The sequence below is a fragment of the Sphingomonas faeni genome (assembly GCF_040407565.1).
In the GTDB taxonomy this organism is placed as follows: Bacteria; Pseudomonadota; Alphaproteobacteria; order Sphingomonadales; family Sphingomonadaceae; genus Sphingomonas; species Sphingomonas faeni_F.
Map to the genome: position 1 here is coordinate 141,068 of NZ_JAPZPR010000001.1, position 26,949 is coordinate 168,016.

Sequence of the window (26,949 nt, forward strand, 5' to 3'; positions counted from 1 at the left end):
CCGCACTCGCTCCCACGAATCGTCATTGCGAACCCGAACCCGCCTTGGAGAACACGGCCCAGTTGAGCGCGCCCACTCTGCCTAAACGGTCGTGAATGTCCTCCACCATGTTCACTGCGCGTTTCGCGAACTCGCCGTTTCCGAGCGACCGCCAGACAGCAACGGTGTCCTCGGCCTCGAACCCGAACTGCTGCCGGCTCGCGTAGGTCCACCAGAACCACCATTCCAGATAGCTCGACTGTGACGGCATCCCCACGAGCGCGAGTTCCCTGCGAAGACGGGAGTACGCCCTCCCGGTCGCGGTAGTGTCGCGACGCGGCCGCAAGCCGATGTAGGGCAAGCGAAGGTTGCCCTTGTCGAACGCGATGGAGAGCTTGAAGGGAAGCGCTTCGTCCAGTTCCAGATCGAGATACGCCTTTCGCGGCAGGTCGATCCGGGACGGGGATGCACTCGGCAGTATGCTGAACTTCGTCGCAGCGAGTTCACGCTCGAGATCACGAACGAACCTATCCGAGAGCGACGCCAGGAGGTGGTCCGTCGAGGCCAGCAGCTCCAACGCCGCGTCACGCTGAACATCATCGTCCATTATGGACCCCACCACGATCCGCTGCCTCTCCATGTTCATTCCTCCCGAAAGCCAACGTTGCAGAGAGCCCCTCAGATCGTCGATCAGACTGGACACGTATGAAGCTTCGGATAGTCCAGCACATTCGGCGAGCCAGAGTTGGACGTCGCCATAGTCGGCGTTGACGAGGGAACCATCCTTCAGCGCCTCCTCCATGCCGGGCTCCTTCATCTGATCGGCAGGAAGTCCGCCCTCCCAGCCCTTCAGCACTACCAGCGTGGCGCACGCCGGGGACCGGCGGCGCAGCTGATCCAGATAATCCGCGAGCTCACGATCCTGAAATCCCGCCACCGGTTTGTTCTCGATGCCCAGCGACCAGGCATCGTCGAGAACGCAGATGTCGATCCGGCGGCGGATCCGGTCGATCAGGTTGGTCGGCACCTCGAGTTCGACCCGTAGTCGGCGCTGCGGCGGCCTGGCGATCCGATGCCGATCGCAGAAGGCGTTCAGGAAACGAGGTCCCTGGGCGTGTGAGCCGTCTGGCGTCAGCAACCACGCGATCAGGCGGGATACCAGCAATTCGTCCAGTCCGGTGAATTGGAACACGCTGCATGACGGGGCAAAGTTGGGTGATCGTGATCGTCTAGAGTCGTCGAAGAGCGCCAATCGGTCGCGAACGCCGCCGAGGAGAGATGCGCGCGGATCCATCAAGCGACGGCCTTCTGAATAGCTTTCGGCGTAGCAACGAACGGAAGTTCCGCCTCGTGTCGTTCCAGGTCGCGGCTCCGCCGGGCGTCGGCGTTCTGCAGGCGGATCCAGGAACCAGCAGCGTAGGTCTCGATACGGGTGGAGTTGCGACGCCCAAGATAAGTGACGTCCATACTCGAGGTGGCCTGCGCGCGCTGGGAGGTGCTCTTGTGGTCGAGAAGACGGCGCTGGGCCGGCACCACCGACGGCTTATCCCCCGATGTAGCGCCAATGAACGCGGGACTCTTGACGCCATAGCCGATGGCCGGACAGTCCGCCGAACATCCGATCACGACGACCCCAACGGGAAGGACGCATCGTCGTCCCCTCGGACTACGTCCAAATCGAACGCCGATGGGACGCATTGTGCACCGGTCCCAGTTGGGAGCCGATGTTGGGTTCCCGACTGACGCCGACGCGGTTGACGATGCTGACCCGGTCGATGGTGAACCATGTCACACTCCCGTCGGTTCGCATGACGCGACCTTGCGGTGACGATGATCCAATTCACGGTGCAGGGGAACCGGTAATTCGCTTGCCGCGACGTGGATAGAATGCTGTAGGCTGCTCGCCATACGGTACAGGGCGCGGCGAAGGGCGGAGCGCGCGTTCAGGCATAGCCGGAACCGTCCAGCCAAGCCCGCAAGAGGTGCATGGATACTTCGAAAGGACATGCATGACGGCCGTCTTCGCGCTTGTTCGGGACGACATCCTATTCCTCGCGAGCGATACGCGACGCGGATCGACGTTCCCCTTGACCGTGAACAAGGTACATTCGTGGAGCGACGAAGTAATTTTCGGACAGGCTGGAAACGGAGCTCACCAGAGCGGCCTGATCGCGCAACTACGAAGCGAGCGCAAATTACCGGCGCAATTAACCGAACTGGCGCTGTACGCGATGTATCGGACGTATCGACCCGGGCATTTCGCGAACGTCGTGCCACCGGCGGGCACGAACGGTACCATCCTCGTCGCCGAGACGAACGCTGGTTCGGCCGGCAGGCTGTGGGCTTATGACTTTTCGTCCGGAAGTCGATCGCGGATCGCAGGGCCGATCGCCGCGATCGGGACCAATCCCGGAGTCCTGACTGGCATCGCCCAAATTCATGCAAGTCGACTGCAGGGGCAGGGCGTCTTCACCGCCGATGAATGGGCTCAATTGTGCATCGAAGAGGCGATACGACAATTCCCCAACGACGTGGGCTGGCCTTGCGACCTGCTGATTGCCAGACCGTCGTCGCAAGGTGGTCGCATTCTCGTCGAACGCCGCATTGACGCGGCCTCGAAGGTTGGGTTGGACGAGTTCAAGATGTAGTCGGGCCACGGCGCTGCGATCGCGGTTCCGACAAAAGCGGAATGTCAACTCGAAGCTGGTGTCAGCTCGTAACGAGCAGACGGACGGGGCCCGTAGGATCTCTTCACGAACCCGATCAGCCTCATCAGATCGGCAGGGTGATCAGGGGAGGGAACCTTGATGCGGACCGGTCAGGCCGTGCGGGGCGTCGAATCCGTCGATTGGCGAAGGTCAGAGTCGGCCCAGAGGCGTTCGACATCGGCCCTCGCCACTGATGGCGCGTTGATGCGAGACTGTTTCTGGAAACTTCATGTGTCGCATCCCATCGAACGTAATGGTCCGAATTGGGTCCAATGCTTTTCGCGGCGGGTTTGCGATGTAGTGTGCCGCCGAAACGAATCGGGTTGGCGTCGTACCAGTCGGATGAGGTACTCAAGGGGCCGGTAACATGGGCATCAAGCCGACGCAGCACGGGATCAAGGTCCTTTTCGAGCAGAACCACAGCTTCCGCGTGCCCAAATATCAGCGTGGCTACGCATGGGAAGACCCGGCCGTTATCGATTTCCTGTCCGACATCGCACGCTGTCTGAAGGCGCGCGAGACGGGCGGTCGGAGCAGCCACTTCTTCGGCGGCATAGTGGCGGTGAAGACCGACGTGCCGGACTCGAACCGCACTCAGTACGAGGTGATCGACGGGCAGCAGCGTCTGGCGTCCTTCGTTCTGCTGGCCGCGCGTCTCAGTCAGAAGATCGCGCAGGTCATCGCCGGAACGACCGCCGACGACGAGCAGACCGACGAGGACTTGCTGGCAAGCAAGTTCCTCAGCGAAACCTTGAAGCATCTCCAGCGGCTATACCTGTCCTACCGCGACAATTTCGGCATGAGCTACAAGGACGTGCCGAAGCTGATCCTGTCGGAAGCCGACGGCAGCTTCTTCCAAGCCCTGCTGGATGGTGAGCCTTTGGACAGCGAGCGTGCATCTCACGAAAGGCTGGAGACGGCCTGGACGCTGATGGGGGCGTTCATCGACGACACCATCTTCGAAGGCGGAGACACTGCGGGGGCCGAACGGGTCAGGATACTCGTCAACGAGGTTCTCGAGTTCGATTGCAGCGTCATTTTCATGGCCGCGGACAGCAAACGGGAAGCCTATCAGATATTTCAGGTGCTCAACGACCGGGGCGTTCAACTGACGGACGGCGACCTTCTTCGTGCCCGAACCATGGAACTGCTCGACACTCCCTCGCTGCTCGCGACGCAGGACAAGGTCGCCAAGCGATGGGACGAAGTACTACGATTCGAACCAGGCGACGTGGACGACTACCTGCGGTGGTACTTCTCGAGCAACGAGGGCAAACGGCCTTCCTCGTCGGCCCTCGCCGACGACTACATGCGCGTTCGCTTCAAGTTGCAGGACGACGAGGCCCTGACGGTTGCCCAGGGCAACGCCATCCTCAGGGAGATGAAGGGGATGAGCGAAGCCTTTGCCTCCCTCGAGACGATGGGCGAGGGGGAATGGCCCATGAAGTCGGATCCCAAGGTTACGCAATGGGACCGCGATCGGCTCGGCATGCTCGTCACCCATCTGCGCCATACCAACGCGATGCCGCTGCTGCTCGCGCTCACGAAACTGACACCTCCCCGGTTCGCCGAAGCGGTGTCCATGATCGAACGGTTCGTCTTCCGCTACAAGACGATCGGCAACGCCCACATCAGTCCGATGACGGAAATCTATCATCGGAACGCGAAGGCCATCCGCGACGCACCGACGACCTACAAATTGAAGACCCTTAGGGATCAACTGACCGAACTTCTCGCCAAGAACGTACCGGAATCGCTGTTCCGCGCAAAGCTGAAGGAGACGCAATACACGACCCGGGGCGGCAATTCTTCGATCCGCTACATGCTGCTCGCGCTCGAGGACTACCGAGACTGGGTCGACGACGGGGCAGCCGGCGTTCCGAAATGCAAGGACAAGACGACCGTCATCGATTTCGGCAACACGACCATCGAACACATCTACCCCAGGTCCGCGAAGGCGGGAGAGAAGATAGCCGCGCTCGAGCCTCTCAAGGACACTCTCGGCAATTTGACCATCTTCGGCCCTCTGGAGAACAGCAAGGCCGGCAACAAGACGTTCACCGGCAAACTGGCCATGCTCAAGAAGTCGAAGATCAGGATGAACCGCGACATCGGCGACATGACCGTGTGGGACGCGGCCGCCGCGAAAGCGCGTACCGCGACGATGATCGATCTCGCCGTGAAGGTCTTCGTTCCTTGACGCAGCCGCGAACGAACACCCCGGCAGATATCAAGAGCGGACCGTCCGTCCTGCCGGCAAGTCGCTCAGCTGATCGAGACCATTGACATGATCTACAGACGGTCCGTCGTGACGTTCCTGGACATCCTGGGCTTTGCCGACTTGGTCCACGAGGCGCCGGCTGCCGAGGTCGACCACATATTGGACTTGATCGCCAAGACAGCTGGTCTCCCCCTCGATGCCGAAGGCAGCGGCACTACCGCACTTCAGTTCTCCGACAGCGTCATCAGGGCGCGAGTTGTCGGTTCCGAGTCGATCTATGACGCGCTTCTCGAGGAGATCCAGGAACTCGCCACCGCACAGTGGATGCTCATCGGGGCCGGTGTGCTCATCCGCGGCGGCACCACTGTCGGGAACGTTTCTATGGCCGATCGACGGGCGTTCGGTCCCGCCTTCGTAAGAGCATATCGTCTGGAATCTACTCTGGCGGGTTCGCCACGCATCGTCATAGACCCATCCGTCATCGCCGACCTGAGCGCGCATATACGCTCCAGACCGGTTGCCGAGCGCCGAACCCTGATTGGAGATCTGCGCGACCACATCCGACAGGGCGACGACGGCGTTTGGTTCGTTGATTTCATCAATAGCGCACGGGTCGTGAACGGTTCGGAAGTCGTACTGAAGGCGCTAGTGGAAATCCGTGAATTCATCGTCGCCGAGGCCCGCAAATACAATTCGAGTCCATCCGTCCTCCCAAAGTACCTTTGGCTCGTTCGCTACCTCAATCAGACGCTGCGTCGCTCGTTTCCCGCGAATCCGGAGTTGAGGATCAGGAAGAATGAAGTGCCGGCGTCGGACGAGTTTCTCAAACCGAGAGCGCTAATACCGCGGGATAGGATCTAATTGAAGTCTGCTTAGATCGGCGCACGCTGCCAAAGATCAAATGTCACACCACTTCTTTTACGTCCGTTTTTCGCTTGCCGAGAAGTGCCGGTAGAAGGTGGAGAGTCCGATATGTAGCAGCCTTGCGACCTTCGTGGCCTATCTCCTGCGCGAGCAGCTTGCGTGCCGTATCTATTTTATCCTTGGACACTGAAACCTGCCCTCTGTGACAAACGACAGCCGGGCTGCGCGTCAGCAGTCGAGAGGAACCGGTCTTCTCTCACTCGTGCGGTCGGTCCGCGCGCGATCCCGCCGCCAGCCATTTGAGCAAGCTGCACTATTCCCGTTTTCCCGTCTCTGGCAGGCAATTTCGAGAAAAGTAAATCGGGAACAGATTTTGAGAAAGTGGCGCTCACACCGGTGACGGCATCACCGTCCTGCCGCAGCGTTCCCACGCGGTCTTCCTAATCGAGAAAACTCGACGCGTGTTCGCAATCGGTCGTGTGCAGCATAGGCGTGATGCCTGAACCATAACCACGATTGTAGGAATCAGACGCCAGAAGGGCGTAGATTTAGTCGACAGAAGGATCATTCGGCATCAGTCTGCACCTGATTTGAAGTCGTCGTGGCTAAGTGTCTGGGCAAAAGTAGGTTGAAGCGTCGTCCCGCTGCGGTCGAGCCGGGAGTCGCTATTGTCCCGAAGCCAAGGCAACCGTTTATCCAATTTTTGGGTAACAGGATCGGCAGTAACCTGAACTGTGATCCCCCGCACGCCGGCAACTTCGGACTTGATTTCCTCGACCGTCAGTGGATCGTGTGGATCGCGAAATATCACCATCAACGGCCAATCCTGACGGGGAAGGTCCGTGATGAGCGGGTCGGAGGCGTCCGCGATTGAGCGTACAGCCACAATGACCTGATCGATTCCGTTCTGCGGGATATTAGGTCTTAGTGCCTGCGTCACTACCTGGGCTAGGGCACCGCGAGCCTCAGCGGATGGCTTTAATAAGACGAAGATAGTTTCACGGCCTGGCACATCTATAGCAACCGCTTCGCCAAAGAGCCGCGACCCGCCCGAGCGTTCGTCTGGCAGTACCTTGCTTCCGTTCTTAACCACCCGGACTTCGTAGACGGAGCTGCCCTGCCTGATGCCCTGCGGCGTAGCGACCTCCACCGTCATCCGGAATCGGTAGCTGGCGCGCGTATCGAACAGGCTACAGCCACTCAAGGCAGCCGCTCCCGCGCCTATCAGTAGAGCGACAGCCCCCCGCCGCGTCATACGCCATCTGCTTTCCGGCCGCCTTCGGCAAGACGACAGGCCGTCGCGACCGGAAAGCCGGACGCACCACGCAACCGATCTTGAAAGCCCCCCGACCCCAGCCCCATCGTCTCTTCTCCCCATCGTTTTCGGGAATGCGCTGCTGTCCCGACCGCCGTTCGTTTCTAAAAAAACGTTACAGGCATCAATACTAGGCAGCGCTAGCGTTGATTTATATGTTCTCAAATGTATCTCTACTGACTTATGTTTACTTATACAATTCTGAGCTAAAGTCTGTCGGAGAAACACGTTGAATAAGCGTTGAGTCTTCTAAATACCTTGGCGGATTTGGAATTAGCGATCCATGTTTTCTGCCATAATCTGCCAGCCAAGGGAGTTTTTGCTGAACAAGCTCGGTTACCGGTTCATCGGTAATCTCGATTGTGATTTGCTTTACGCCAATGCTCTCCGGGGACACTTCACGGACAGAGGCCGGCCGCGCGGGATCGTCAAACGTCACAAACAGCGGCCACATCGGTTCAGGCTTGTAATCGTCTCGATGCGATGGGTTGTGGTTCACGGTGCGGGGAAGATTGTAGACGCCCTTTAACGCTAGCATAGCCTCGCGACGTGACACGATTTCGGTGAGGAACGCGCCTTTTGCACTTGTTAGACTTACATCTCCGCCATTTGCGCGTGGAATGTGAGGCCCTAGCGCTGGGCCGGTTACATAGGTGGCGTAGTCGGGGTCGTCGGGCCGCGACAGTAGCGCATAGACCGTCCGACCGCTGGGAAGGTCGATGATTATGGCCTCGCCTTGGAACGTATCTTTGATGGTTCGCCCCGACGAACTCATCATTGAGGAGACGTATTCTGAATGGATGCCACGTACCGACGAATAGGCCCGGTCACCGTCAGGCGCCACGATGTGAACCGTCATTTTATAGCGGTAATCAGGAAGAGCGCTTCCGCACGCTGATAGCATCAGCGCGGCGACCGTCACGAGCCATTTACAGACCACCATCTTTTACATCTCCCGCCGCGATCGGCAGCGTGGGATTAGCCGACGGTTATGAATATCTGCCTAGCCCTTCGCGTTCAGGCCGGACCAACGCTCCAGATCAGCGTAATTCCCGAAACTCGATCGAAATCGAGAACAACCGTGCCGTCTGACCTGCTCTCCAGAATTCATGCCATTGGCAACTTAGCTCGTCAGATGGAGACGAGTGATGCGGCGAGGCCGATTTACCGAGGATCAGATCATTGGCGTGCTGCGCGAGCATGAGGCCGGCGTGAAGACCGCCGACTTGTGCCGGAAGCATGGGATCAGTGACGCGACGTTCTACAACTGGAAGGCGAAGTACGGCGGGATGACCGTGTCGGAGGCGGCGCGGTTGCGGGCGCTCGAGGACGAGAACCGCCGGCTGAAGAAGCTGCTGGCGGAGTCGATGCTCGACGTGTCGGCGCTGAAGGATCTGCTGGGAAAAAACTGACCCGGTCTGGAGATCGCTACGCTGCGGTGGAGAAGCTGATGGCCGACCACAGCTTCTCCGAGCGTCGCGCCTGCAGGCTGATCGGGGTCAACCGGTCGGCGTGGCAATATGAGCCGCTTCGCGGGAAGGACGATGCTGTCCGCGAACGGATGCGCAAGATCGCGAACGAACGTCGTCGCTTCGGCTATCGACGGCTGGCGATCCTGCTCAAGCGGGAGGGCAAGGGCATGAACCTGAAGAAGGTGTATCGGCTGTATCGCGAGGAGCGACTGACGGTGCGCAAGCGTGGCGGTCGCAAGCGCGCGCTGGGCACGCGGGCGCCGATGGCGATCCCGCAAGAACCCAACCAGCGCTGGTCGCTCGACTTCGTATCGGACTCGTTGGCCTGCGGCCGGCGGTTCCGCATGCTCAACGTCATCGACGACTACAGCCGGGAATGCCTGGGATGCATTGTCGACACCTCGCTGTCGGGTCGGCGGGTCGTTCGCGAGCTGAGCGCCATCGCCGAGCGTCGCGGGCTGCCGTGCAAGGTGGTCAGCGACAACGGCACCGAGCTGACCAGTCATGCCGTCCTCGCCTGGTGTCAGGACACCGGGGTCGAGTGGCACTACATCGCCCCGGGGAAGCCGCAGCAGAATGGCTTTGTGGAATCGTTCAATGGTCGCTTGCGCGACGAGTGTCTGAACGAACACCTGTTCCCCTCGCTGGCTGCGGCGAGACGGATCATCGAGGCATGGCGGACGGACTACAACACCGTGCGTCCGCACAGCAGTCTTGGCGGGATGGCACCCGCCGAGTTTACGAACCGCCCCCGCCAGGGGCATATGGAAACCGAAGCTAATTTATCAGCGGCCTGAAAACGGGGAGCAGGTCACGTCTCGCTGGCCGTTCCTTTTCGGGAAGGTGTAGATTGCGCCTCTCGTACCGGCTGCTAATCTCCGTTTCTGCACTCACGCCGATCCTTGAACATGGGCGGTGCCCTCACAACAGGAGATACGGTTTGTCGCGGTTCCGATTCATTGTGCCTTCTGTCCTTGCGATCAGCATTGCCGGGGCAGCTTATGCCCAAGCCAACGTGGCCGGCAGTTCCCCAGCCAAGATTGAGGTTCCGAAGGTAGAACGCGAGGGGGTGTGGCAACCAGCCTCCGGCGGTACGCAAGTGCCGCTCTGGCCTGCGAACGTCGCTTTAGCGAAGCCCGACACGGGCGATCATCCCGAGGCTACCGGCAACGGTTCACCGCTTGTCGGCGGGAAAATGTGGCATTGGGCAAGCTATGTCACCCGACCGACCATGACCATCTACAAGCCCAAGGGGCGGGACACCGGCTCCACGATGATGGTGCTCCCGGGCGGGGGGTTCTACGCAGTTGCGACCGACCTCGAAGGCACCGAAATTTGCGACTGGGTTCTGCAACAGGGCATAACCTGCGTCATGCTGAAATATCGGACACCGCAGGTGTGGCCGAAAGAGAACGGAAAGCAGCAGCGACCGAAGGTGGTGTTGGGCCTGGAAGACGCCCAGCGCGCTATGGGGTTGTTGCGGCAGCGGGCCACAACCTACAAAATTGACCCGCACAAGATCGGCGTGATTGGCTTCTCTGCGGGCGCATATCTCGTAGCAAATATGAGCAATACGGACGAGCGCACTTACCCGTTAGCCGATGCGGCCGATCAACAATCGCCACGGCCGGACTTTGCGATCGTGGCCTATACGGCGCGGATGCTCGACAACAGCAAAGGGAAGAACAACCTTGAGCTGCAACCTTGGGTGAAGATCAGCCCAAAGGCCCCACCGACGCTTATTATCCACGCCATGAACGATTCGACGGATAACGTCCGTCAAGGAATGGCCTATGCGCTTGCGTTAACCGACGCTGGTGTTCCAGTTGATATGCGCCTCTACGCCAAAGGCGGTCACGCCTTCGGAATGCGTCCAACCGCCGATCCGATCACCAAGGAATGGCCGGGACAGGTTAGACAATGGCTACAAAACCTCGGCGTGCTTTGACACCCGCTTTGGCTGGCGGCGAACAGGGTTGCGGTGACGGAGTTACGGGGTCCCGCTGGCATATGCTCCGATCCAGGTGGGCGGCTCCTGCTCTAGTCGCCCATCGACCTTCACATGCCGTGCCCGCGCCCATCGATACGCCCACATAGGGCCGAACTTCGTCGCAGCGACGGGCGTGGAATAGGCCGGATCGCGTTGCGCCTCAGTCAGCGATACGAAACCGTAGCCGGCTGAACGGAACAAGGCGAGAAGCTGCCCTATCGTCGCGGAGTTGAGCCTGTTTGCGTGCAGGAGCATGATCGCGGGAACTTCACGTCCAATAACTTTCCGGACCAGTTCGCCATAATAGGCAATCTGAATCCGGCTATGATCGAGATAGGCGTGCTTGATCCGCCGCATCATGGCTTTGTCGCGCTTGGCGAAAGCACGTTCATAGGCGTTGTTGAAGAAATAATCGGACGTGTCGATGGTTGACGCGGCCAATGTGTATCCGTGATCGGCAAGGAATTTTTCAATCGCGGCACGTTTGGCTTCGGTGTCGCCGATATGATTGTAAGGGAAGCGGAAGAACGGAATCGCGCGACCGACCGACGCGGCCATTGGGCGGATGGTAGCTTCTCCCCTCACGACCTCCCGCTCGATACTTTCAGTGTTGAGATCGTTGCTGTCGAAGTGGCTGTAACCGTGATTACCGAGCGCAAGCAGCCCCTTGTTCCATTCGGCAAGCAGCCGTGGTCCGACAGGTCCCAGCGCCACCACCTTATCCTCGTTGGCGAAGCCGGTTGCTGGCACATGAGCTTGTCGTAACGTGTGAACGATGCGGTGCTGCGCATCGATCGCGGCCTTCGTCGATATGCCCGACCCTTCGCTTGCGTAGGGAAGGTCATCGAAGGTGATTGCCACTACGCGACCTGTGGCGGGGGGCGGGATGTTTTCAGCAGATAACGCGACCGAACAGGCGGAGAATCCGACAATCGACAGGATCGACGTTAGGAGACGAAGGGTTAGGCGGTTTGCAGGATATGCCTTCATACCAAGGCATGTAGCCGATGGTGGCCGGCCATGAGAACCTTTCCCAATTCGGCATCGAGTTTTGGGAAAGGTCAGCGAGGATACGGATGATCGGCAGCTATTCAGCACTGGCGCGCTGCCCGGAAGGACCGCAATATAAAAATGAGGCGCGTTGAGGGGAATGAGACATATGCGGTTCCCGATTGCCCAGTTGATTGCGTGTGCAATCCTCCTTTTCACAACCGAGACGACGCAAGCTGCACCTCCGGAGCGCCCGGCTGTAAGCATCGTGCTAAAGCACGGCCGTGAAGGATGGACCGCAGACTACACGTTCCGCAAGTCCGCGCCGGTATGGTTCTTCCAACGCTCGAAGGACAGCATCGACAAAGTGCAATGGCGCTTGGCCAGCTTCAACGTCGTCACTCCGGGTGTAGCCTTGTCTCGCCTCGGCAATTTCGATGCGCTTTACCGCAGCGACGGACGCCCCCTGCGTCACGTACGCATTCGCGTCACGCCGTTCTCGCGACCGCTGCGATCCGACTATGCACCAGCGCTGACCTTTTATGATGGTGGCCTCGCTTTTTACACGCATCATTTTGTGGTTTCGCCGCTCGCCTCCGTCGCCGCGGCCAAGGCGCTGTCCGCCAGCCCCGATTGGGACGCGATCGCGGACGCGCCCGCCACGCTCACAGTAAGGGACAAGGGCAATCGGCTGCTAGTCCGGGGCCGTGTTGTCGAGGATGCGGCCACAATACCGCTCTCCGGTCCTGACACCTACGTGTACGTCGGCTCCGGCCCTTTAGTCGCTACTGACCATTTTGCCGAGATAGTTGATCCTGGCCTTCCGGTCTGGGTGCGCGGCCAGCTCGACGCATTCCTGCCCCGCCTAATGGAGTATTATACTGAGCGCCTTGGCGTTCCTTCAGGCAGTAAGCCGACCGCCTTGATTGCATGGGAGGGCGCTGAACGGCCAGGCATGTCGATCGGTGGCAGTGTGATGGACCGGCTAGTCGTCATGGGTGTCTCTGGTCGAAAGATGCTTGAGGCTGACCCTAAAACTTTCGCCACGCTACGGGCGTTCTTCGGCCACGAAACCTCTCACTTCTGGATTGGTCAGACGCTTCAATATTCAAAGCCAGAGGAGGGGTGGATTACGGAAGGTAGCGCTGATGTGCTGGGCATCAGGGCAACCCAGCATCTCGTCCAAGACTACGATCCGCATCCCAAGCTCCAGCAGGAAATGGACGACTGCCTCAAGCTCAACGGGGCGGGCAAGCCGCTGTCGAGTGCCGAAAGCCGGGGCGACTACAAGGCGCAGTACGCCTGCGGCGCGCTGCTCGTTCTTGCGGCAGAGGCGGCCCTAAAGCGGGAGGATGCCTCCGCCGATGCCCTGACCTTCGTTCGTAAGCTATTGGACGCCAATCGGGCGGACGGAGTGATTACCGAGGCCGATTGGCTCGCCACCTTCTCGCAAGCCGCAGGGCCGATCGTCAGCAGTCAGGTGAGAGAGTTCATTGACCACGGCGTGCCTGATCCCCGATCTTTCTGGGCGGGCTTGTTCGAGGCAACGGGCGTACGCTTCGTTCCCGACCGCGACACGCTCCGATTGCTCGATGGAGGGCGCGGTCCGTGAGCTGCATGGAAGCTGAGCGAGCACGTTCGTCTCTCGCAAAGGAACGGCCAGGGAGACGCCACAGGGGTTCTCGGAATCGATCGCATTTCGGGAATGACTGCGAGCAGCTACCATCGCCCCTCACGCCAGTTCTAATAGCTCATATACTTGAAAGCGTGCTTGCCGAGGTGAGCGACGGGATCGGCCGCTTTGTGGAGGTCCTTGAAAGGGAACGGTTGATTGAGCGGCGTCAGCCAAGGTAGCCATTGCGTGACAATGCCGTCTGTCACCGGGTCGTCCGTGACCTGAACAGTAACGCGGTCTAGCCGATACCCTGGACCAAAGGTCGCGCCAAGGTCGTCAGGATCGACTTCTTTGATCGTCGTATGGTCATGCAGATCTGCGAACGTTACAAATAAGGGATAATCGGTCCTATGAACGCGTGCAGCGGGTTTAACACGTCTTGCCTCGGGATAGGCCGTGCCCCAGTCACCGCGAGAAGGATGCGATGGCAAAGGCGGCTGTAACTCTGGCGCTGGATAGGCCAACATTTGCTCAACCATCTCGTACATTCGTCGGGTCACATACGCGTCTTCGCGTACTGCAAAGATCACACGCCCCTCACCCAGGTCGACTACGACTGCCTCTCCAAAGCACTCCGCCTTTGGATTTTGTACCATTCTTAACGAGCCACCCGCCCCCGCTTCGTTACGGTTTTCGAGAACCGATGATCCGCTGACGGACCCGGACGGCGTATCGGTCGTAACCGTGACGCGAAAACGTAGACTCTCTCGTTTAGGAAACATCGCGCCACACCCGCCAAGTAGCGACGCTGCCAATAAGGTAGGCGCGGTTGCTAGCACCGAGCGGCGCCGCATCGAAACGCGCTCCAGTGCTGCATAATCCCGATCCATGGCCTCGCCCCTGCAGGGAAATTAGTATTGCTGCCCGCCAGCACTATCGGCGAGCCCACACCGGTTACATTTATTAGTGAGGATCGCGTGAACGCGTGGACGGTCGATCGTAAGGGCCGACTATCACGAGAATGAGCGGCAGTCGGGACGATCAGGGCATTCCCGCAAACGATCCAGACCGTGCGAAAACTCGCTGGCATGGTGCCAACCTGACGTTCTTTTCTACGGGGCGGATCGAGAGGCGATAAAATTTGGTTCTTCGGCTGTGCCGGTGCCGCAATGGCTCGATGGGGAGCATGCTTGGGCTGTGTCGGCGCAATTTGCAGTGTGGATCAGGCCCTCACTGCCTGGATAAGCCCCGGGATGCCGATGATGGTGATGGCCCGCCTGAGATTGTAGGCGAGCGCGGTCAGGCTGAACTCGGCGCGGACCTTCTCCAGCCCGCGCATTAGGAACACGCCTTGGTTCATCCACTGTTTGATCGAGCCGAACGGGTGTTCGACCGTTTCGCGCCGTATGGCGAGGACGCCGGGCCGGGCCGCGAGCCGTTTCGCCATGCGCTCGAGCACCGCCTCGTTCTCCCAACGGTTGATGCGTCGCCAGCGGCTACCGGTGCAGCGTGCCTTGATCGCGCAGGCGGCACAGGCGGCGGGGCTGGAGTACTGGATCGAGACATGGCCCCGCGTCACCGAGCGGTAGCGGGTATCGAGAAGCTGGCCACCGGGGCAACGATAGGCATCGGCTGCCGGGTCGTAAGCGAAGCGCTCCTTGGGAAAGCGGCCGTTGGCAATCGCGCTGCCACGCTCGGGCCGGGCGACATAAGGCGTTATGCCAGCCGCCTCGCATGCCTCGATGTCCTCGCCTTTGTAATAGCCCATGTCCGCCACGGCAGCGATCCGGTCGACGCCAAGAGCTTCCTTCGCCGCGCCGGCGGTGGATGCGAGCAGACCCATGTCGGTCGCGGCGTTGGTGACGTGCTGCTCGACGATCAGCTTGTGCTTCGCATCGACCGCCACCTGCGCGTTGTAGCCGACCGTGGTCTTTTGACCCGCGACCATCGCGCGCGCATCGCGATCGGTCAGCGAGATCTGGCTCTCGCCGCTGGCGGTCAGCTGCTCCAGCATCGCCGCCTGCGCCTGCCGCCGCTCACGCACCCTGGCGATCTTCGCCGCCAGTGCCTCGCCGCGACCAAGCCCATGGCCGTCCTCACCGCGGTCGATGGCATCCAGCTCGACCAGATACCCCTCAAGCCGCTCGTCGGCCGCGGCGATATACCTGGCCAGCTTGTCGCGGGAGAAGTTCCGTCCCGGATTGTTCACCGCCTTCAGCCGGGTGCCGTCCACCGCCAGCAGCTCGCGGCCGAACAGGTCGAGCTTGCGGCACAGGATGACGAAGGCGCGGAACACCGCCTTGAAGGCGCTCCGGTTGTCGCGACGGAAATCGGCGATGGTCTTGTAGTCCGGCCGCAGCCCGCGCAGCAGCCAGATCAGCTCAAGGTTGCGCATCGCCTCCGCTTCCAACCGTCGGCTCGACCGCACCCGGTTGAGATAGCCGTACAGGTACAGCTTGAGCATGTCGCCCGGGGCATAGCCCGGCCGCCCCGTCGCCTTCGGCCGCGAGCGATGGAAACCGGCCTCACCCAGATCAAGGTCATCGACAAAGGCGTCGATGAACCGAACCGGACTATCCGCCGCCACATAATCCTCGACCGATGCCGGCAGCAGCAGCGCCTAATCGCGCGCATGACCCTCGATGTACGCCATGATCACAGCATACGCTGGTAAGCGACACGATGGAATCAGCCACCGAGTTTCCGCACAGTCTGCGTTCGTTTTCGGGAAACGATCTAGCCAGTCACACACTACCGACGGCCTTCCGTTGCCTTAGCGCTCCATGGTACATTCTTTGCAACCAAGACATCCATCGTTGGCGTGATACAACTACGCATTTCGTCCATCGTCTCTACCTGCGGAACGCAAGCAAGGACGGCGGTGCAGACGGTTGCGTCCAGTGCGGGGTCACCGCTGCGACGCTTGAAGATGCACCGGGTGACGCCGGTCGCGCGGTCGAGTTGGTTGTCATACGGAGCCGCTTGAGCTGCTCCGTGCGCCGCGCAGTCACGATAATTTCGGCTACTTCGGTCGGCGGAGAGACCGTCTGTCCCATGAGCGCGATTGCAAGAACGATCATCTGTGCGGCCCGAATGTGTGCACCAGACGTAAGCCAAAGTTGTCGATGCCGGGGTTCTGGTCGGAGAACCATTGGTGATGGCTGAAATGTTCCCACGTCGCTTCAACCGCCCAGCGCGGGTTCAAGCGCACTCCTAACGAGGCGTTCGGGTTGAACAGGATCTGCGACCCGAATGACGTGCGCGTCCGGTAGATGCCATAGCGACGCTTGGCCTCGCTAATCGGCAAGCCGGGTTCGAACGGATCAGGCGTAAAGCGATAGCCGTCGTGAACGGTCAGTCCAATCCCGACCTGCGCATAGATCCGCCCCTGTAGGATGTGCTGACGCCACTCGGCTCCAAGACTGGCGAAGCTGGTGCGGCCAGCGGTATTGACCTGCAATTTCCCGGTCAGCCGTGGTTTCAGGGCGAACCGCAAAGGCGCGCTGCGGTAGACCAGCTGAACGTCGACTGTGCCATCCTCCTCGCTGCCTTCGTATATCTGGCCGGCGGGCAGCTTGGGCAGATCGAATATCAGCTTTTCCCCCAGCGGGTGAAAGTTCGAGCCATGATGAAGCACGCCAACGGCAACCTCCGACCCGGCCCATTGCGATGGCCGGTCTCGCTGCAAGGTAGCAACCTGCGCCATGGCCGACGTGGAGGCGAGCGCCATAGTGGCGCCGATGGCGCTGCTTTTCCAGAACATCATGTGACCCCTTTGCGAACAGCTGTCGCGCAGCCGATGCGGATGGTGTATTCTGGCAAAATATATTCGTCAAACAGAAAGAAAACTGTGAACGACAGCTATTCTCTTCCGGCTGGAAAGGCGCGCATCTGCCGTATTGCCGGGGTCGTGTTCCTGCTGGTGGCGACGATGTGGGGCGTGGCTGCCGCGTCTCAGGCGATCATGCCGGGGTGGTCGTTATCGTGCAGCGACGAGCGGGGGTGTCATCGGGATACCGATCTCAGCGGCTTGCTGCCGAACGCGGAACGAGCCTCGGTTTCCGGCGACGCCGCGGCGCGTGCGCGCTTCGCCGGCTATGTCGCCCGGCCACCCGTGCGCGCGGGGCTGGCTGGTCTGGTCCTGTTCGACGAGGGCTTTCTGGTCTTCCTGTTCGTGGCCGTCGGACTGACATTGCGGCGGCTTGGAGGACGCGGCCAGCCCGTGCTGGCGCGCGCTTTGCCTTGGCTCAAGCGGGGCGCGCTCTCGGCGGTCCTCTGGGCAATTGCGCAGCCGCTGACCGACAGTTTGCGGGCGATGCTGCTGTTCCCAGGCACACCGAGCGGTGCGTCTTGGTTTATCGCGCTCGATCTGACCGTCGCCGGGCCGGCGCTGCTGCTGGCGATGGCAGCATACGCTACCGCTTGGGCGCTAGAGGCGGGTATCCGGGCCGAACGCGATTTGGCCGACTTCGTCTGATGCCCGTCATCGTTAATCTCGACGTGATGTTGGCCCGCCGCAAGGTGCGCTCAAAGGCACTTGCAGAGGCGATCGGCATTACGGAATCGAATCTGTCGTTGCTCAAGTCGGGCAAGGTCAAGGGCGTGCGTTTCGCCACCCTCGCCGCGATCTGTCGGTATCTTGACTGCGAGCCAGGCGACATCCTCGCCTATGAGGTCTCGGATGACGATCTTCGTCCCGACGGCAGCGAGTAGGGGCCGCCCACTCGATTCCCAAAACACCATCGATTCTGAGAACGCCGATCCGTTCTCGCCTGCCGTTCGTTTGCGAGAATGTGTTGATTGCCTCTATTGTCGCGGCTCATAATCTTCGAGCCCGCAACCACGCAGCTCCCCGAGCATGTGCTGCGGCCTCTTAACGGGGGATACGATTTGTCATGGTTCCGGTTCGTTTTACCTTCTATCTTCGCAGTCGGCATTTCCGGCGTGGCTAGTGCTCAGGCCAGCAAATCTGACAGTTCGCCAATTACGACACAAACTCAGAGGGTGAAGCAGAAGGGGGTAAGGCCGCTAATATCAAATACGCGACAGTTATTAGACCAAGATCAATCGCGCCGGATCAGTGTGTTGTCGCTGAACCGCCTGTTTAATCGGCTGTCCGGCGGAGCGGTCAAAGTCACCGGTGCTTATCGCGTAGGGCCGGGGTCCTACGTCGGGACCGCGCCCTGTCCACTGTCGATCCGCGGCAGGACACTGCGGTGCAGCGGCGTCACCGAGATCGAGCCGGTACACCGGCTTCAGATCCGCCGTTATTACCGGGAGCAACATGGTTTTATCGATTTTGGATGTATTGATCAGCCGTGCCTCTTTACTACAATACCCGGCCTTGAAATTGCTCAGGTGCCAGTAACCCTGACCGCCGCCATCAAGTCAGGCGGCTACATTATTTCTCTTACTGCTAGGTCCGCCGACGGACAGATAGTCGAAAGCTATGTGTTTTTGGCCAATGGCACACAGTCTTCGGGGATATGTATGCATCCTGCGGCTGACAGCCAGATAACCGGGGAATCAAATATGCGTGCGTGCGAGATTTTCAAAGAAGTGTTCTGATGGACTCTTCATGGGTCTGTGTTCATTTGCCCCTCCTGAAATCGGGGCCGTAAGGCCATTCCCGAATTTCGATCCCTTTTTGGAATAGTGAAAACGCCAGTTACGCCCCCCCGTACTCCCGGCGCTTCGTCGTCTATGCTCCAGCCGCAGGTCTGGACCGCGGTGCTTAACGATTCGTCACGCTTTTAAGCCCTACAGTCATCGCCATGAAGTGGGCAGGCAGCTTTGAGGTATTCGGGGCGCTTCTGTTCCTGCTGGTCAGCATGATGTTTTTTGTAACGCTGAAGGCGTGCGCCTCGATCGATTCACCCGACGACTACCGGTATCGTCTTACGATATATGCGGACGGGCGGACGTTCTCGTCCGTTACCCAGGTGAAGTATGAATCGGACTTCGCCCTTGAGGGACTGCGCAAACAGCATGTGGATCATACGAACCATAATCCGGTCGCCATTGCCGCACCCGGGCGAGCCACTGTCTACGCCCTTCCGATCTACGATGTTCCACCCGAGGCGGTCGCAACCATCTTGGCCACCAAGCGCGAGTCTGAGAGCGGCAAGGGGAAATACGAACCGACGGTCGCCCTTCAAACGGAGCGCGATCTGCCCCGTCAGGTCCTGCGCGGCGACATCAGCGACGGTCCCTATCATCGCGACGACGTTATCAGGACCTGGCCGATGTTCGTGACGTTCACCGACCCCGCCGATCCGACAAGCTGGCATGAGTTGTCAGCGGACGAACTGGTGGTGACGCGGGTCACTGCCGATGAATAATTGCCAAGACCGATATTCTCGAAACGCGATCCGTTGCGAGAAGCCATCTCGCCGCTTCGACGTGGTGCCCGCATAAGAACTGACGCCGGGAGCGGACGGTCGGCTACATGCGACCGGCTGTCCTCACGCCGCTGAGAAGGTCCATTGCTCCCCTGTCACGCGGTTATTCACGCGGATGGGTAGCGGCAGACCGTGGTTGATATCAGGCAAAAGAGCACTGAGAACGCGCTGCTTCCCTTCGATGAATACCACCAAGTAATCGCGCCCTTCGCCTACGTATCCAGAATGCTGGGTATCATCCGGAAAGGTCGCGGTGACTGCATAAAGTTTGCCTCGACCCCAATGGGATTTGACGGCTTCTACCGGAAGGGGAAAGAAATGATCATCTTCCCAATTAACACGGTTGAGCGCCGCGCGAACTTGTGCCTCCGGAACCCCCCAGCGAACTATCGCATTCACGTCATCGGGTTCGTAATACCCGGCCCAAAGTGGCATATCCGCGAAATCATTGCTGGTTAGCGATGCCTGTGGTTTTAGATTAAATTCTCGTGGTGCCATCCAATCTTGGTATCGTGGTCGATGCTGGCTTTCCAGCCCCGCTTCATTGACGCGGGCTCTGCGAACTCCGCCAGCCGTCGCCTTGACCGGATTCCCGTTTCTCGATCCTTTTCGAGAAAGCAGGCGAGGCGCGCGAGGGCGAAGACAATGCAGTGTCAAAAATGCAGCGTTCTAGGCCAAAACTCCTGTCACAGAATAATGACGCGCCGCTAGGTGCCCGGGCTGCTAGTGGTCGAGTTTTGGTGTCAAAGGACATATTTTGTCGGGTGGCCAATTAGCATCTTTCCCGGTCTTTCCTATTGAAATTGGCAATTTCAGGACTTTAAGTCGGGGACAGATTTCGGGAAAGTGAAACCGACCGGCGGCCGTCAGCGGGTGCTAGTCAAGGCCGACATCTACGGACCACCGGCTAAACATGGTTACTCCTCACGTGCCCCGGATCGTCCGGCTGCTCGACGTACGACGCGGTGGCCAATGATGTCTACACCGGTTTCGTCGAGTGCGGTCCGCCATCCCGATAGGTTGCCGATCCGAGCGGTGTCGGCGAACAGACCAGCCTTCTCCTCGGCCCGCGTCAGCCTCTCGAAGCGCGAACGAAGAGGGTGCGACGACCCCACGAAGGTTTCCTTGCGATGCAAAATCGGCGGGTTGGCCGACTGGTCGTATCGTCGCGTCCGAACCTTGAACGTCTGCAGATGCATCGACACGGATTCAGCGAGCGGGGGGTGAGCCACGCGTTCGAACCCCGGGTAGCACAGGTACGACAGTTTGGGCTCGTCGCGCCGCAGTTTGACGAGCGTGGCACCATCGACAGATCCCAGAACAGCGCGACCGCATCCCTCGTACAGTCGCAGCAGGACCGGCAACTCGGCAACGGCGTCGACGTGGACGTAGAGTGCCGTCGGCAGAAGCTTCCCAATCGGCGTCGCCGCAAGCGCCGCAGCGAGGCGTTCTGGTTGGCCGAGCGAGAAGAGTAGGTCGTCGGCTACATCGCAAGCTGCGGCGTAGCTGCCGAAGAACGCCTTCACATCGCGTTGCATGTCCAACGGCAGCTCGCTCAGTCGCGGCCGCCCCTCGAACTTGGCGAGTGCGAAATACACCAGAAGATCCTCGGCGCGCGCCTTGCGAACCTCCTCCCACCCGTCTGGATCGCTGATGGAGACAAGCAGGCGATAGGCCCGCTTGACGCTGCCCAGCGCTTCCACGAGACGGTCATGGTTCGGCAGCTCGTCGGCCATCGGCAGCCTTCCACGCTCGATCAGAAATGCGGCAAGCGCATCGAGAAGGTCGCGGTGCTGCAGGGTCAACCGCTCCGAAACACCGATGCGGGGGCCGGCACCCGACCGCCGGAAACGGCTTGCCAGGAACCCCGCGCGCGCGTCGTCCCGTCGGAAGACGTAGAAGACACCAGGCGCCGCGGCGACGCTCTGCACGTCGAGCACCTGATCGATCCACGCCTTCAATTCGGACTGTTCGAAGAACTTCTGGAACGTCCCGAGACGCGTCACCACGCCGTCCTCCAGCGTCGACGCCGGACGGTCCGGTCGCTCATCCACCAGACGCGCCGAAACCACCAGCACCTCCTCGGCCAGCGTCCAGGCCTGTCTAAGCGTATCCCGCCGCTCATCGATCCGCTCGATGACGTTCACCACGTATCCCAGATTAACGACCGAGGAGCGCCGCCTTGGTCCCTCGGGCGCATGGACGGGATCCCATCCCACGCTCTCGATGCCGACGTCGGCGAGACGCCTTACATCTCCGCCGCGTCCGCATCCATAATCGAGAAACGTCCGGTCATCACCGAGCAGCCCGTCAGCCAGCGCGATCCTGAGAGGGCGCGACAGATCGTTCCTGATCAGGGCCGTACGATGGCGGGGAATCTCCACGCCTGCGCCCTTCAGTCCGATGCCGTTCCGACGAACGCCGCGACGCCGTCGCGGATGCGCTTGTCGCCGGCGAGGTATGCGATGCCACGATGCAGATGCAGGCGGAACTGCCCATCCAGCGTCTCCCCGTCGAGTTCGAAGCCATCGCGTAGACAGCGTTCCTTCAGCAGGGCGAGATAGATCTCATGGTTTCGCCCGCCGAAGACCCGCCACGACATCTCGACGTTGCTGTCCGCCGGTATCCGTGACGGTGGAGGCACGTTCGGCTCCGCAAGTGATCGGCAGAAGGCCCAGCGACATAGCACGTTCCAGTGCTCGATCCCTGTATGCCTCTTCAGCCGGATCAACTGCTCCCGAGCCTGCTTCGATAGACGAATATGTTCAAGCGACACGGCGGGCATCTCCCTGGAGGTAGCCGTCCTCGATCACCGTCCGACGCGTGGCCTCGTCGAACTCCAGTCGGTAGCTTCGGCCGATCCGTGGAAGCAGGGCGGCGTGGTAAGGTCCGGAGATCTCCTCGTCGGTCGACAGCAGGATCACCTGATGACTGGCGTGCGGGAAGTACCGCTCCACCAGTCGCGAACGATGATGGGAGTCGAGGCGCCCCAGCGGGGTGTCGATGACGGTGGGAAGGGGCCGTCCCGACGCCTTCGCCAAGCCCCAGAGGATGGCCACGGCAAGCAGCTGGCGTTCGCCTGCCGACAATTGGCTCGGCGCCATCACATGGCCATCGCCGGCCGTCAGCTGCAACGCGAAGGTGACGGGGTCGATCGCGAGCCCGCTTATCAGCCCCGGCTTGCGAACCAACCGCTGGAAGCTTTCGAGCACCAGAGCCTCGATCCGCGACACGTGCCGCGCGATGACGGCTTCGCGGAAGCGGAGCAGGGTGCCGCGCACCCGTGCCGAGTGCAGCAGCACGCGGTCGGCATCCTCCCCCTTGAACCGCTCCAGAGCATCGGCCTCGGCCAATCGGGCCTCTCGTTCGCGCAGTTGGGCGATGTCGCGATCAGCATCCGCAAGCGCGGTCTCGAAAGCGGATTTCGCCCGTTCGAGCCTGGTAACCTCCGATTGCAGCGCAATCCGCGTCGCCGACAGTTCTTCGAGATCGCCCGCGCTCGGTATCGCTGCGAGCGCCGCGCCGGCATCCGCGTCAGCACGCCGAGCATCCAGCGCCCGCGCCACCGCTGCTTCGACGTCTCCGCGAAGTTCACCGATCGCATCACCGGTAAGGCCGTTCAAGGCGAGCTTCGCATCGGACGACAGCGCCAGGTGAACGTTGCGTGCTCCGGTCCGCGCGTGCTGTTCACGACGGCTTGCGAGAACTGCCTCGATCTCGGACCGAGCGGTCGGCGCGAGTGCCGCAACATGCAGAAGTTCGAGGATGGCGGAATGCTCGTCCTCCAGGATCGCGGCCAAACCGGCAGCACTTGCCGTCTCGTGCTCGTGACGATCCCGTTCGGCGACGGCCGCCAGCAGTTCCTGGACCATCACCAAGGGGGCTGCTCCCGCGGCCAACTCCCGCAACTGCCGCTCCTCGTCCGTCCGCTGGCGTGCAGCCGTCTCAGCGTTCGCCTCGAGCATCTGCCGTCTTTCGTACAGGTCGCCGCCCTCACGTTTGAAACGCTCGTCGGCCGCCCGCAGGTCGCGATTGGCACGGTCGAGGGCGTCGTTGCCCGCCGCCAGCTCGCGCTGAAGTGCGAGCCGCTGTTCGCGACGTCCTTCCAACTCGACCCGTGCCTCGTCCGCTGGCGTGACGACCTGCAAACCGCTTGCGTCGACGCGCTTCCGACGCTCCAGCGCCGACAGGTCGGTCGCCAGGCGTTCGACGATGTCCAGTCCGAGCAGATTGTGAACCGCCGTCGCTATCAGAGCCGGCGCCTCTTCCGGATCCGCATAGCTCTCCACCTTCTCGCCGTCGAACAGGAACAGGCTGGCGATGCGCGCGGGCATGAACTCCTCGACCTGCTCCGCCCAATTGTCGGTCGCGAGCCTGTCGAGCTTTCCGTCACGCAGTATCTCCAGCGTCTCGCGGCACGAACCGCCGCGTCCGATGGTCCATGACCGCACGACGCGGTACGATTGCTCGACGCCGTTCGACGTGTGACGGAACGCCAGTTCCACCCCGGCCTCCTGGACGCCTGTTCCACGGTGGATGCGCCGCCGCAGATGTTCCTCGTAGCCGCCGACGGACCTGGCCGCCGACGGGGCCGCTCCACCGAAGAGGCACAGTTGCAGGGCCTCGAGTATCGTCGTCTTGCCGCCGCCGTTCAGGCCGCCGACGAGTACGATCGGCTGGTCCGGCGAACTCGGCGTGAGCGTTAGCGACTGACGTCCGCCGTAGACGCCGAAGTCATGCAGGACGAGTTCGTCCAGTATCACTGGATGGTCCCATTCGCGCTCGACAGCCCCACCATGAACGGCAGCGGCAGTTCCCCGGCTTCGGCGCGCGCGTCGTCGAGGATGTCGCGACGATCCAATGCGCGGCCCTCCGCCTCCTCGGCGCTGTCGTGCGCACCGCGCCGGAACGCTTTGTCGAGTGCCTTGAACAGCCCGTGGCGTCGTCCCATGGTCCTATGCTGACGTTCCACGTCGAGCAGTTCGCGCGTCAATTGGAAGTGGAGATCATCGTCGCAGATCTCGCGCAGCAGCGCCATCTCCTCCGCACCGAGCGCCATGTTGTCGTCGAGGCGCCCACCCGGGAATGCGACGCCCGTCTCGCGTTCGTAAATTCCGGGAAGACTGTCCTCCAGCTCGTGCTTCTCGATGACCCATAGCCGGCGGATCTCGGTCAACTCCGCCATCGTGAGCAACTCGAACTCCTCCATTTCGGGAGGTCCGTGAACGCGGATGTGATGCTGGGCCTGGAGCACCTTCGCGAGCCAGTGCTCGCGGGCCGCCTGCGTGTACGGTCCTGGGATGACGCGGTCCTTGTAGAGTTGGACCGATCCGTTCATCCGCCTGAAGTCCCGAAGGTGGCGGTCGTCCTCGTCCAGTTCGTTACGCAACTCGAGGAGCGGGAGCATCCACTCCTTCTCCTGGTCGTTCTGGATCATCGCGGTCATCGAACGATCGCGTTCGACCAGCGTGCAGACCCAGCATCCGAACCGGCTGTCGCCGCAGCTCGGGGTCGACGAGTCGATCACCAGGGGGCATTCGCCGTCGGCGGACGCCCCCTGGTACATCGTCAGCAGATCCTTGTTCGCGAACCCCCAGGGGTTGCGAACCTGCATCAGGAACGTCCAGACGTCGTCGTTCGTCCAGTTCTCGACCGGCGTGTAGACGAACGAGTTCTGCAGGCTGGCATTCGGCGAAAGAAGATCGCGGGCGCGTCCACCTTCGAGGCGCTCCATGACCTTGGCCCTGGCCTGACTTTCGGTCTTGCGCATGCCCAGAACGACGATGGCCTCGCCGTTGGCCTTGACCACGTCGGAGATGAACTGATTCGACGGGTTGATCTTCAGGCGTTCGGTGCACCAGCGGAACTTCGGTCGCGGCGCGGGATAGCCGCGGCCGATCAGGTTCACCCAGAAGGTGTCGGTGGCCTTGGGGGTGAGGCGGTGGGCGGTTAAGGGGAGGCCGGCTTCGATCGCGGCCTTGGCCATGTGGTCGAGCGACCGCGCGACCCAGGCGGCGACGACCGGGTTCTCCACCATCGTATCCGTGCTGATGACGTATACCGGCTTCGACCTCGCTTCGACGGGAAGCCGCGACAACGCCATCCACACGAGCTGCAGCGTGGCGGTGGAATCCTTTCCGCCGCTGTAGCCGATGACCCAGGGGATGGCATCGGCCTGGTACAGATCGGCGATCTCCTCGATCAGCCGTGCGACGGTGGCCTTGAAGCCGAGATCGGCGAACGCCCCGACGCGGGGGGCAGGGGTTGGGTCAAGCAACAAGATCGCCTCGATTCAATGCGTGTTCGGCCCGACGCTCGTCGGCGCCAAGCGGAAGGCCAAGCCTGGTTTTGATGACGGCCGCAGTCATGATGACGCTCTGACGACCCTTGTTGACGACGCCGCCGATCATGGCCCGACCTTCCCACTGGGGATCGTCCCGACGCCAGCGGATCGCTCCCAAGCCCTTGAGCTTCTCCACCCAGGGTCGCGGGTCGCCGAGCAGCGAGTTGCCGACCCGACCCAGCGCATCGAGAACGACAGCCTGCCCGTGCAGATTGGTCTCGCGGAAGGTCCCAGCCGTCATCCGCCCTTCGCCGACGTCACGCCAGCCATCGAGCTCGCCCAGCACGGCCGACCAGAAGGATACGACGACCTCCTCCTCATCATCGCCCAGATCCTGGTTCTCCAGCAGCGTGTTCGTCGCGGTGAACAGGGCGCTCAGCGTCAGCAGATGCTTTGATCCCTTGGCGAGATTCGAGCGCTCGAGGTTCACCAGGGGCTTCATGCCCGGCAGGCGCTCGACGACGAGCTTGGCCAGTCGCGCCTTGCGATCGCGCTGGTCGTATAGAACGTTGAGCGACGTGGACGGTCTGATCGCGTAGCGGTTGAGATCGGCGAACATCTGCTGGCAGCGTTCGAGCCCGCGGTCCATGAAGAACACGACCGAGATGCTCTCGTCTCCGAGGTCGGGGCACTGCGCAAGCGCCATCTCGATCGCCGCACGCCGGTGCTGGCCGTCGTTGATGATGAAGCGCGCGTCCATTGGCACGTGAAGCACGCCCAGATCCGTCGAGCCTTCGTGCGGGTCAAAGCGCACGTCGGCATCGACCGAGGCGGTGATCGCGGAGAAGACGTAGCTGTCCCGGTTCTCGGCGATGTAGCGCGCGATCTCCGGCAGGCGTTGCTTGTTCAGCTGGCGCTGCGCCCGCAGCTCGGGCACCATCTCCGCCTCATTGAAGAGGAAGAGTCTCGGGATCAGACGCAACGGGCACATCGACACGTAGAATTGCCGCTTGGCCTGCACGCCGCGGATCGCCGGAAAGGCGTATTCGAAAGCGGGATCCATGTTCGCCCTATCGCACTTGTACCATGACCGCTATGTAAGCCGAATACC

25 protein-coding genes are annotated in these 26,949 nt (G+C 61.1%); 11 read left to right on the forward strand and 14 right to left on the reverse strand.

The features are described from left to right. Positions 1-22 precede the first annotated feature (22 nt). Positions 23-1,273, reverse strand: coding sequence for a PD-(D/E)XK nuclease family protein (locus O6Y00_RS00615; protein WP_353440742.1), 1,251 nt, complete (start codon positions 1,271-1,273; stop codon positions 23-25). Then, a complete protein-coding gene (locus O6Y00_RS00620) occupies positions 1,273-1,605 on the reverse strand; it encodes a hypothetical protein (protein WP_353440743.1) in 333 nt (110 codons plus the stop codon). The genes O6Y00_RS00615 and O6Y00_RS00620 overlap by 1 nt, the downstream gene beginning before the upstream one ends. A gap of 461 nt (positions 1,606-2,066) precedes the next feature. Between O6Y00_RS00620 and O6Y00_RS00625 the strand changes: the two genes are divergently transcribed. From O6Y00_RS00625 to O6Y00_RS00635, 3 genes are all read left to right on the forward strand, one after another. Then, positions 2,067-2,627 (forward strand): hypothetical protein, encoded by a 561-nt coding sequence (locus O6Y00_RS00625; RefSeq protein WP_353440744.1) that lies wholly within the window; start codon positions 2,067-2,069, stop codon positions 2,625-2,627. A 427-nt stretch (positions 2,628-3,054) separates the two neighbouring features. Then, complete coding sequence (locus O6Y00_RS00630; RefSeq protein WP_353440745.1) at positions 3,055-4,887, forward strand: DUF262 domain-containing protein; 1,833 nt, start codon at positions 3,055-3,057, stop codon at positions 4,885-4,887. 108 nt (positions 4,888-4,995) lie between these two features. Next, entirely contained in the window at positions 4,996-5,769 is a 774-nt protein-coding gene (locus tag O6Y00_RS00635) for a hypothetical protein (RefSeq protein ID WP_353440746.1), read from the forward strand. 577 nt (positions 5,770-6,346) lie between these two features. Here O6Y00_RS00635 and O6Y00_RS00640 read toward each other — a convergent pair. Together O6Y00_RS00640 and O6Y00_RS00645 are read right to left on the reverse strand one after the other, a co-directional pair. After that, positions 6,347-6,928: a hypothetical protein gene (locus tag O6Y00_RS00640; RefSeq protein WP_353440747.1), complete on the reverse strand. Its 582-nt coding sequence runs from the start codon at positions 6,926-6,928 to the stop codon at positions 6,347-6,349. A gap of 346 nt (positions 6,929-7,274) precedes the next feature. After that, on the reverse strand, positions 7,275-8,030 hold the full coding sequence (locus O6Y00_RS00645; RefSeq protein WP_353440748.1) for a hypothetical protein: 756 nt from the start codon (positions 8,028-8,030) through the stop codon (positions 7,275-7,277). Between the two features lie 205 nt (positions 8,031-8,235). On the opposite strand from O6Y00_RS00645, the gene O6Y00_RS00650 reads away from it, so the two are divergent. After that, positions 8,236-9,356 (forward strand): IS3 family transposase gene (locus O6Y00_RS00650; protein WP_353440749.1). Its coding sequence is split into 2 segments (ribosomal slippage): positions 8,236-8,485 and positions 8,485-9,356, totalling 1,122 coding nucleotides; the frame shifts between segments, so codons are not numbered across the junction. A gap of 143 nt (positions 9,357-9,499) precedes the next feature. Beyond that, positions 9,500-10,507, forward strand: coding sequence for an alpha/beta hydrolase (locus tag O6Y00_RS00655; RefSeq protein WP_353440750.1), 1,008 nt, complete (start codon positions 9,500-9,502; stop codon positions 10,505-10,507). Between the two features lie 42 nt (positions 10,508-10,549). Here O6Y00_RS00655 and O6Y00_RS00660 read toward each other — a convergent pair whose 3' ends face one another. Then, entirely contained in the window at positions 10,550-11,410 is an 861-nt protein-coding gene (locus O6Y00_RS00660) for a polysaccharide deacetylase family protein (RefSeq protein ID WP_353440751.1), read from the reverse strand. Positions 11,411-11,708: 298 nt separating this feature from the next. On the opposite strand from O6Y00_RS00660, the gene O6Y00_RS00665 reads away from it, so the two are divergent. Beyond that, the gene (locus tag O6Y00_RS00665) at positions 11,709-13,151 is read left to right on the forward strand and encodes a hypothetical protein (protein WP_353440752.1); all 1,443 of its coding nucleotides are present in this window, start codon (positions 11,709-11,711) and stop codon (positions 13,149-13,151) included. Between the two features lie 131 nt (positions 13,152-13,282). Here the strand turns inward: O6Y00_RS00665 and O6Y00_RS00670 are convergent, their stop codons facing one another. Together O6Y00_RS00670 and O6Y00_RS00675 are read right to left on the reverse strand one after the other, a co-directional pair. Next, the gene (locus O6Y00_RS00670) at positions 13,283-14,044 is read right to left on the reverse strand and encodes a hypothetical protein (protein WP_353440753.1); all 762 of its coding nucleotides are present in this window, start codon (positions 14,042-14,044) and stop codon (positions 13,283-13,285) included. Positions 14,045-14,376: 332 nt separating this feature from the next. Beyond that, positions 14,377-15,741 (reverse strand): IS1182 family transposase, encoded by a 1,365-nt coding sequence (locus O6Y00_RS00675; protein WP_353440754.1) that lies wholly within the window; start codon positions 15,739-15,741, stop codon positions 14,377-14,379. On the opposite strand from O6Y00_RS00675, the gene O6Y00_RS00680 reads away from it, so the two are divergent. Next, positions 15,667-15,828 carry a hypothetical protein gene (locus O6Y00_RS00680; RefSeq protein WP_353441409.1) on the forward strand — a complete coding sequence of 54 codons (162 nt, stop codon included), beginning with the start codon at positions 15,667-15,669 and terminating at the stop codon, positions 15,826-15,828. The genes O6Y00_RS00675 and O6Y00_RS00680 overlap by 75 nt on opposite strands. Before the next feature lie 402 nt (positions 15,829-16,230). Here the strand turns inward: O6Y00_RS00680 and O6Y00_RS00685 are convergent, their stop codons facing one another. Then, positions 16,231-16,920, reverse strand: a complete 690-nt coding sequence (locus tag O6Y00_RS00685; protein ID WP_353440755.1) for an acyloxyacyl hydrolase — start codon at positions 16,918-16,920, stop codon at positions 16,231-16,233. A 33-nt stretch (positions 16,921-16,953) separates the two neighbouring features. Between O6Y00_RS00685 and O6Y00_RS00690 the strand changes: the two genes are divergently transcribed. The 4 genes from O6Y00_RS00690 (at position 16,954) to O6Y00_RS00705 (ending at position 19,495) form a co-directional block, all read left to right on the forward strand. After that, complete coding sequence (locus O6Y00_RS00690; RefSeq protein ID WP_353440756.1) at positions 16,954-17,631, forward strand: hypothetical protein; 678 nt, start codon at positions 16,954-16,956, stop codon at positions 17,629-17,631. Next, complete coding sequence (locus tag O6Y00_RS00695; protein ID WP_353440757.1) at positions 17,631-17,867, forward strand: helix-turn-helix domain-containing protein; 237 nt, start codon at positions 17,631-17,633, stop codon at positions 17,865-17,867. The genes O6Y00_RS00690 and O6Y00_RS00695 overlap by 1 nt, the downstream gene beginning before the upstream one ends. Before the next feature lie 372 nt (positions 17,868-18,239). Then, positions 18,240-18,722: a hypothetical protein gene (locus O6Y00_RS00700; RefSeq protein ID WP_353440758.1), complete on the forward strand. Its 483-nt coding sequence runs from the start codon at positions 18,240-18,242 to the stop codon at positions 18,720-18,722. A 206-nt stretch (positions 18,723-18,928) separates the two neighbouring features. Beyond that, a complete protein-coding gene (locus O6Y00_RS00705) occupies positions 18,929-19,495 on the forward strand; it encodes a hypothetical protein (protein WP_353440759.1) in 567 nt (188 codons plus the stop codon). 123 nt (positions 19,496-19,618) lie between these two features. Here the strand turns inward: O6Y00_RS00705 and O6Y00_RS00710 are convergent, their stop codons facing one another. The 6 genes from O6Y00_RS00710 to dndB form a co-directional block, all read right to left on the reverse strand. Continuing rightward, positions 19,619-20,053, reverse strand: a complete 435-nt coding sequence (locus O6Y00_RS00710) for a hypothetical protein (protein ID WP_353440760.1) — start codon at positions 20,051-20,053, stop codon at positions 19,619-19,621. A 419-nt stretch (positions 20,054-20,472) separates the two neighbouring features. Further along, entirely contained in the window at positions 20,473-21,939 is a 1,467-nt protein-coding gene (locus tag O6Y00_RS00715) for a DNA phosphorothioation-associated putative methyltransferase (RefSeq protein ID WP_353440761.1), read from the reverse strand. A gap of 11 nt (positions 21,940-21,950) precedes the next feature. Continuing rightward, entirely contained in the window at positions 21,951-22,340 is a 390-nt protein-coding gene (gene dndE / locus O6Y00_RS00720) for a DNA sulfur modification protein DndE (RefSeq protein ID WP_353440762.1), read from the reverse strand. Further along, entirely contained in the window at positions 22,321-24,318 is a 1,998-nt protein-coding gene (dndD, locus tag O6Y00_RS00725) for a DNA sulfur modification protein DndD (protein ID WP_353440763.1), read from the reverse strand. Before dndD ends, dndE begins: the two co-directional genes overlap by 20 nt. Next, a complete protein-coding gene (dndC, locus tag O6Y00_RS00730) occupies positions 24,315-25,832 on the reverse strand; it encodes a DNA phosphorothioation system sulfurtransferase DndC (protein ID WP_353440764.1) in 1,518 nt (505 codons plus the stop codon). The genes dndD and dndC overlap by 4 nt, the downstream gene beginning before the upstream one ends. Further along, positions 25,825-26,901 carry a DNA sulfur modification protein DndB gene (dndB, locus tag O6Y00_RS00735; protein ID WP_353440765.1) on the reverse strand — a complete coding sequence of 359 codons (1,077 nt, stop codon included), beginning with the start codon at positions 26,899-26,901 and terminating at the stop codon, positions 25,825-25,827. Before dndB ends, dndC begins: the two co-directional genes overlap by 8 nt. Positions 26,902-26,949: the final 48 nt, after the last annotated feature.

Bases quoted from the DNA above. Each gene is read 5' to 3' on its own strand.
- O6Y00_RS00665 (WP_353440752.1), top strand. From the start codon at position 11,709: ATGCGGTTCCCGATTGCCCAGTTGATTGCGTGTGCAATCCTCCTTTTC.
- O6Y00_RS00690 (WP_353440756.1), top strand. From the start codon at position 16,954: ATGCGGATGGTGTATTCTGGCAAAATATATTCGTCAAACAGAAAGAAA.
- O6Y00_RS00640 (WP_353440747.1), bottom strand. From the start codon at position 6,928: ATGACGGTGGAGGTCGCTACGCCGCAGGGCATCAGGCAGGGCAGCTCC.
- O6Y00_RS00630 (WP_353440745.1), top strand. From the start codon at position 3,055: ATGGGCATCAAGCCGACGCAGCACGGGATCAAGGTCCTTTTCGAGCAG.
- O6Y00_RS00685 (WP_353440755.1), bottom strand. From the start codon at position 16,920: ATGATGTTCTGGAAAAGCAGCGCCATCGGCGCCACTATGGCGCTCGCC.
- dndE (WP_353440762.1), bottom strand. From the start codon at position 22,340: ATGCCCGCCGTGTCGCTTGAACATATTCGTCTATCGAAGCAGGCTCGG.
- O6Y00_RS00615 (WP_353440742.1), bottom strand. From the start codon at position 1,273: ATGGATCCGCGCGCATCTCTCCTCGGCGGCGTTCGCGACCGATTGGCG.
- O6Y00_RS00695 (WP_353440757.1), top strand. From the start codon at position 17,631: ATGCCCGTCATCGTTAATCTCGACGTGATGTTGGCCCGCCGCAAGGTG.
- O6Y00_RS00705 (WP_353440759.1), top strand. From the start codon at position 18,929: ATGAAGTGGGCAGGCAGCTTTGAGGTATTCGGGGCGCTTCTGTTCCTG.
- O6Y00_RS00645 (WP_353440748.1), bottom strand. From the start codon at position 8,030: ATGGTGGTCTGTAAATGGCTCGTGACGGTCGCCGCGCTGATGCTATCA.
- O6Y00_RS00710 (WP_353440760.1), bottom strand. From the start codon at position 20,053: ATGGCACCACGAGAATTTAATCTAAAACCACAGGCATCGCTAACCAGC.
- O6Y00_RS00680 (WP_353441409.1), top strand. From the start codon at position 15,667: ATGGAAACCGGCCTCACCCAGATCAAGGTCATCGACAAAGGCGTCGAT.
- O6Y00_RS00670 (WP_353440753.1), bottom strand. From the start codon at position 14,044: ATGGATCGGGATTATGCAGCACTGGAGCGCGTTTCGATGCGGCGCCGC.
- dndB (WP_353440765.1), bottom strand. From the start codon at position 26,901: ATGGATCCCGCTTTCGAATACGCCTTTCCGGCGATCCGCGGCGTGCAG.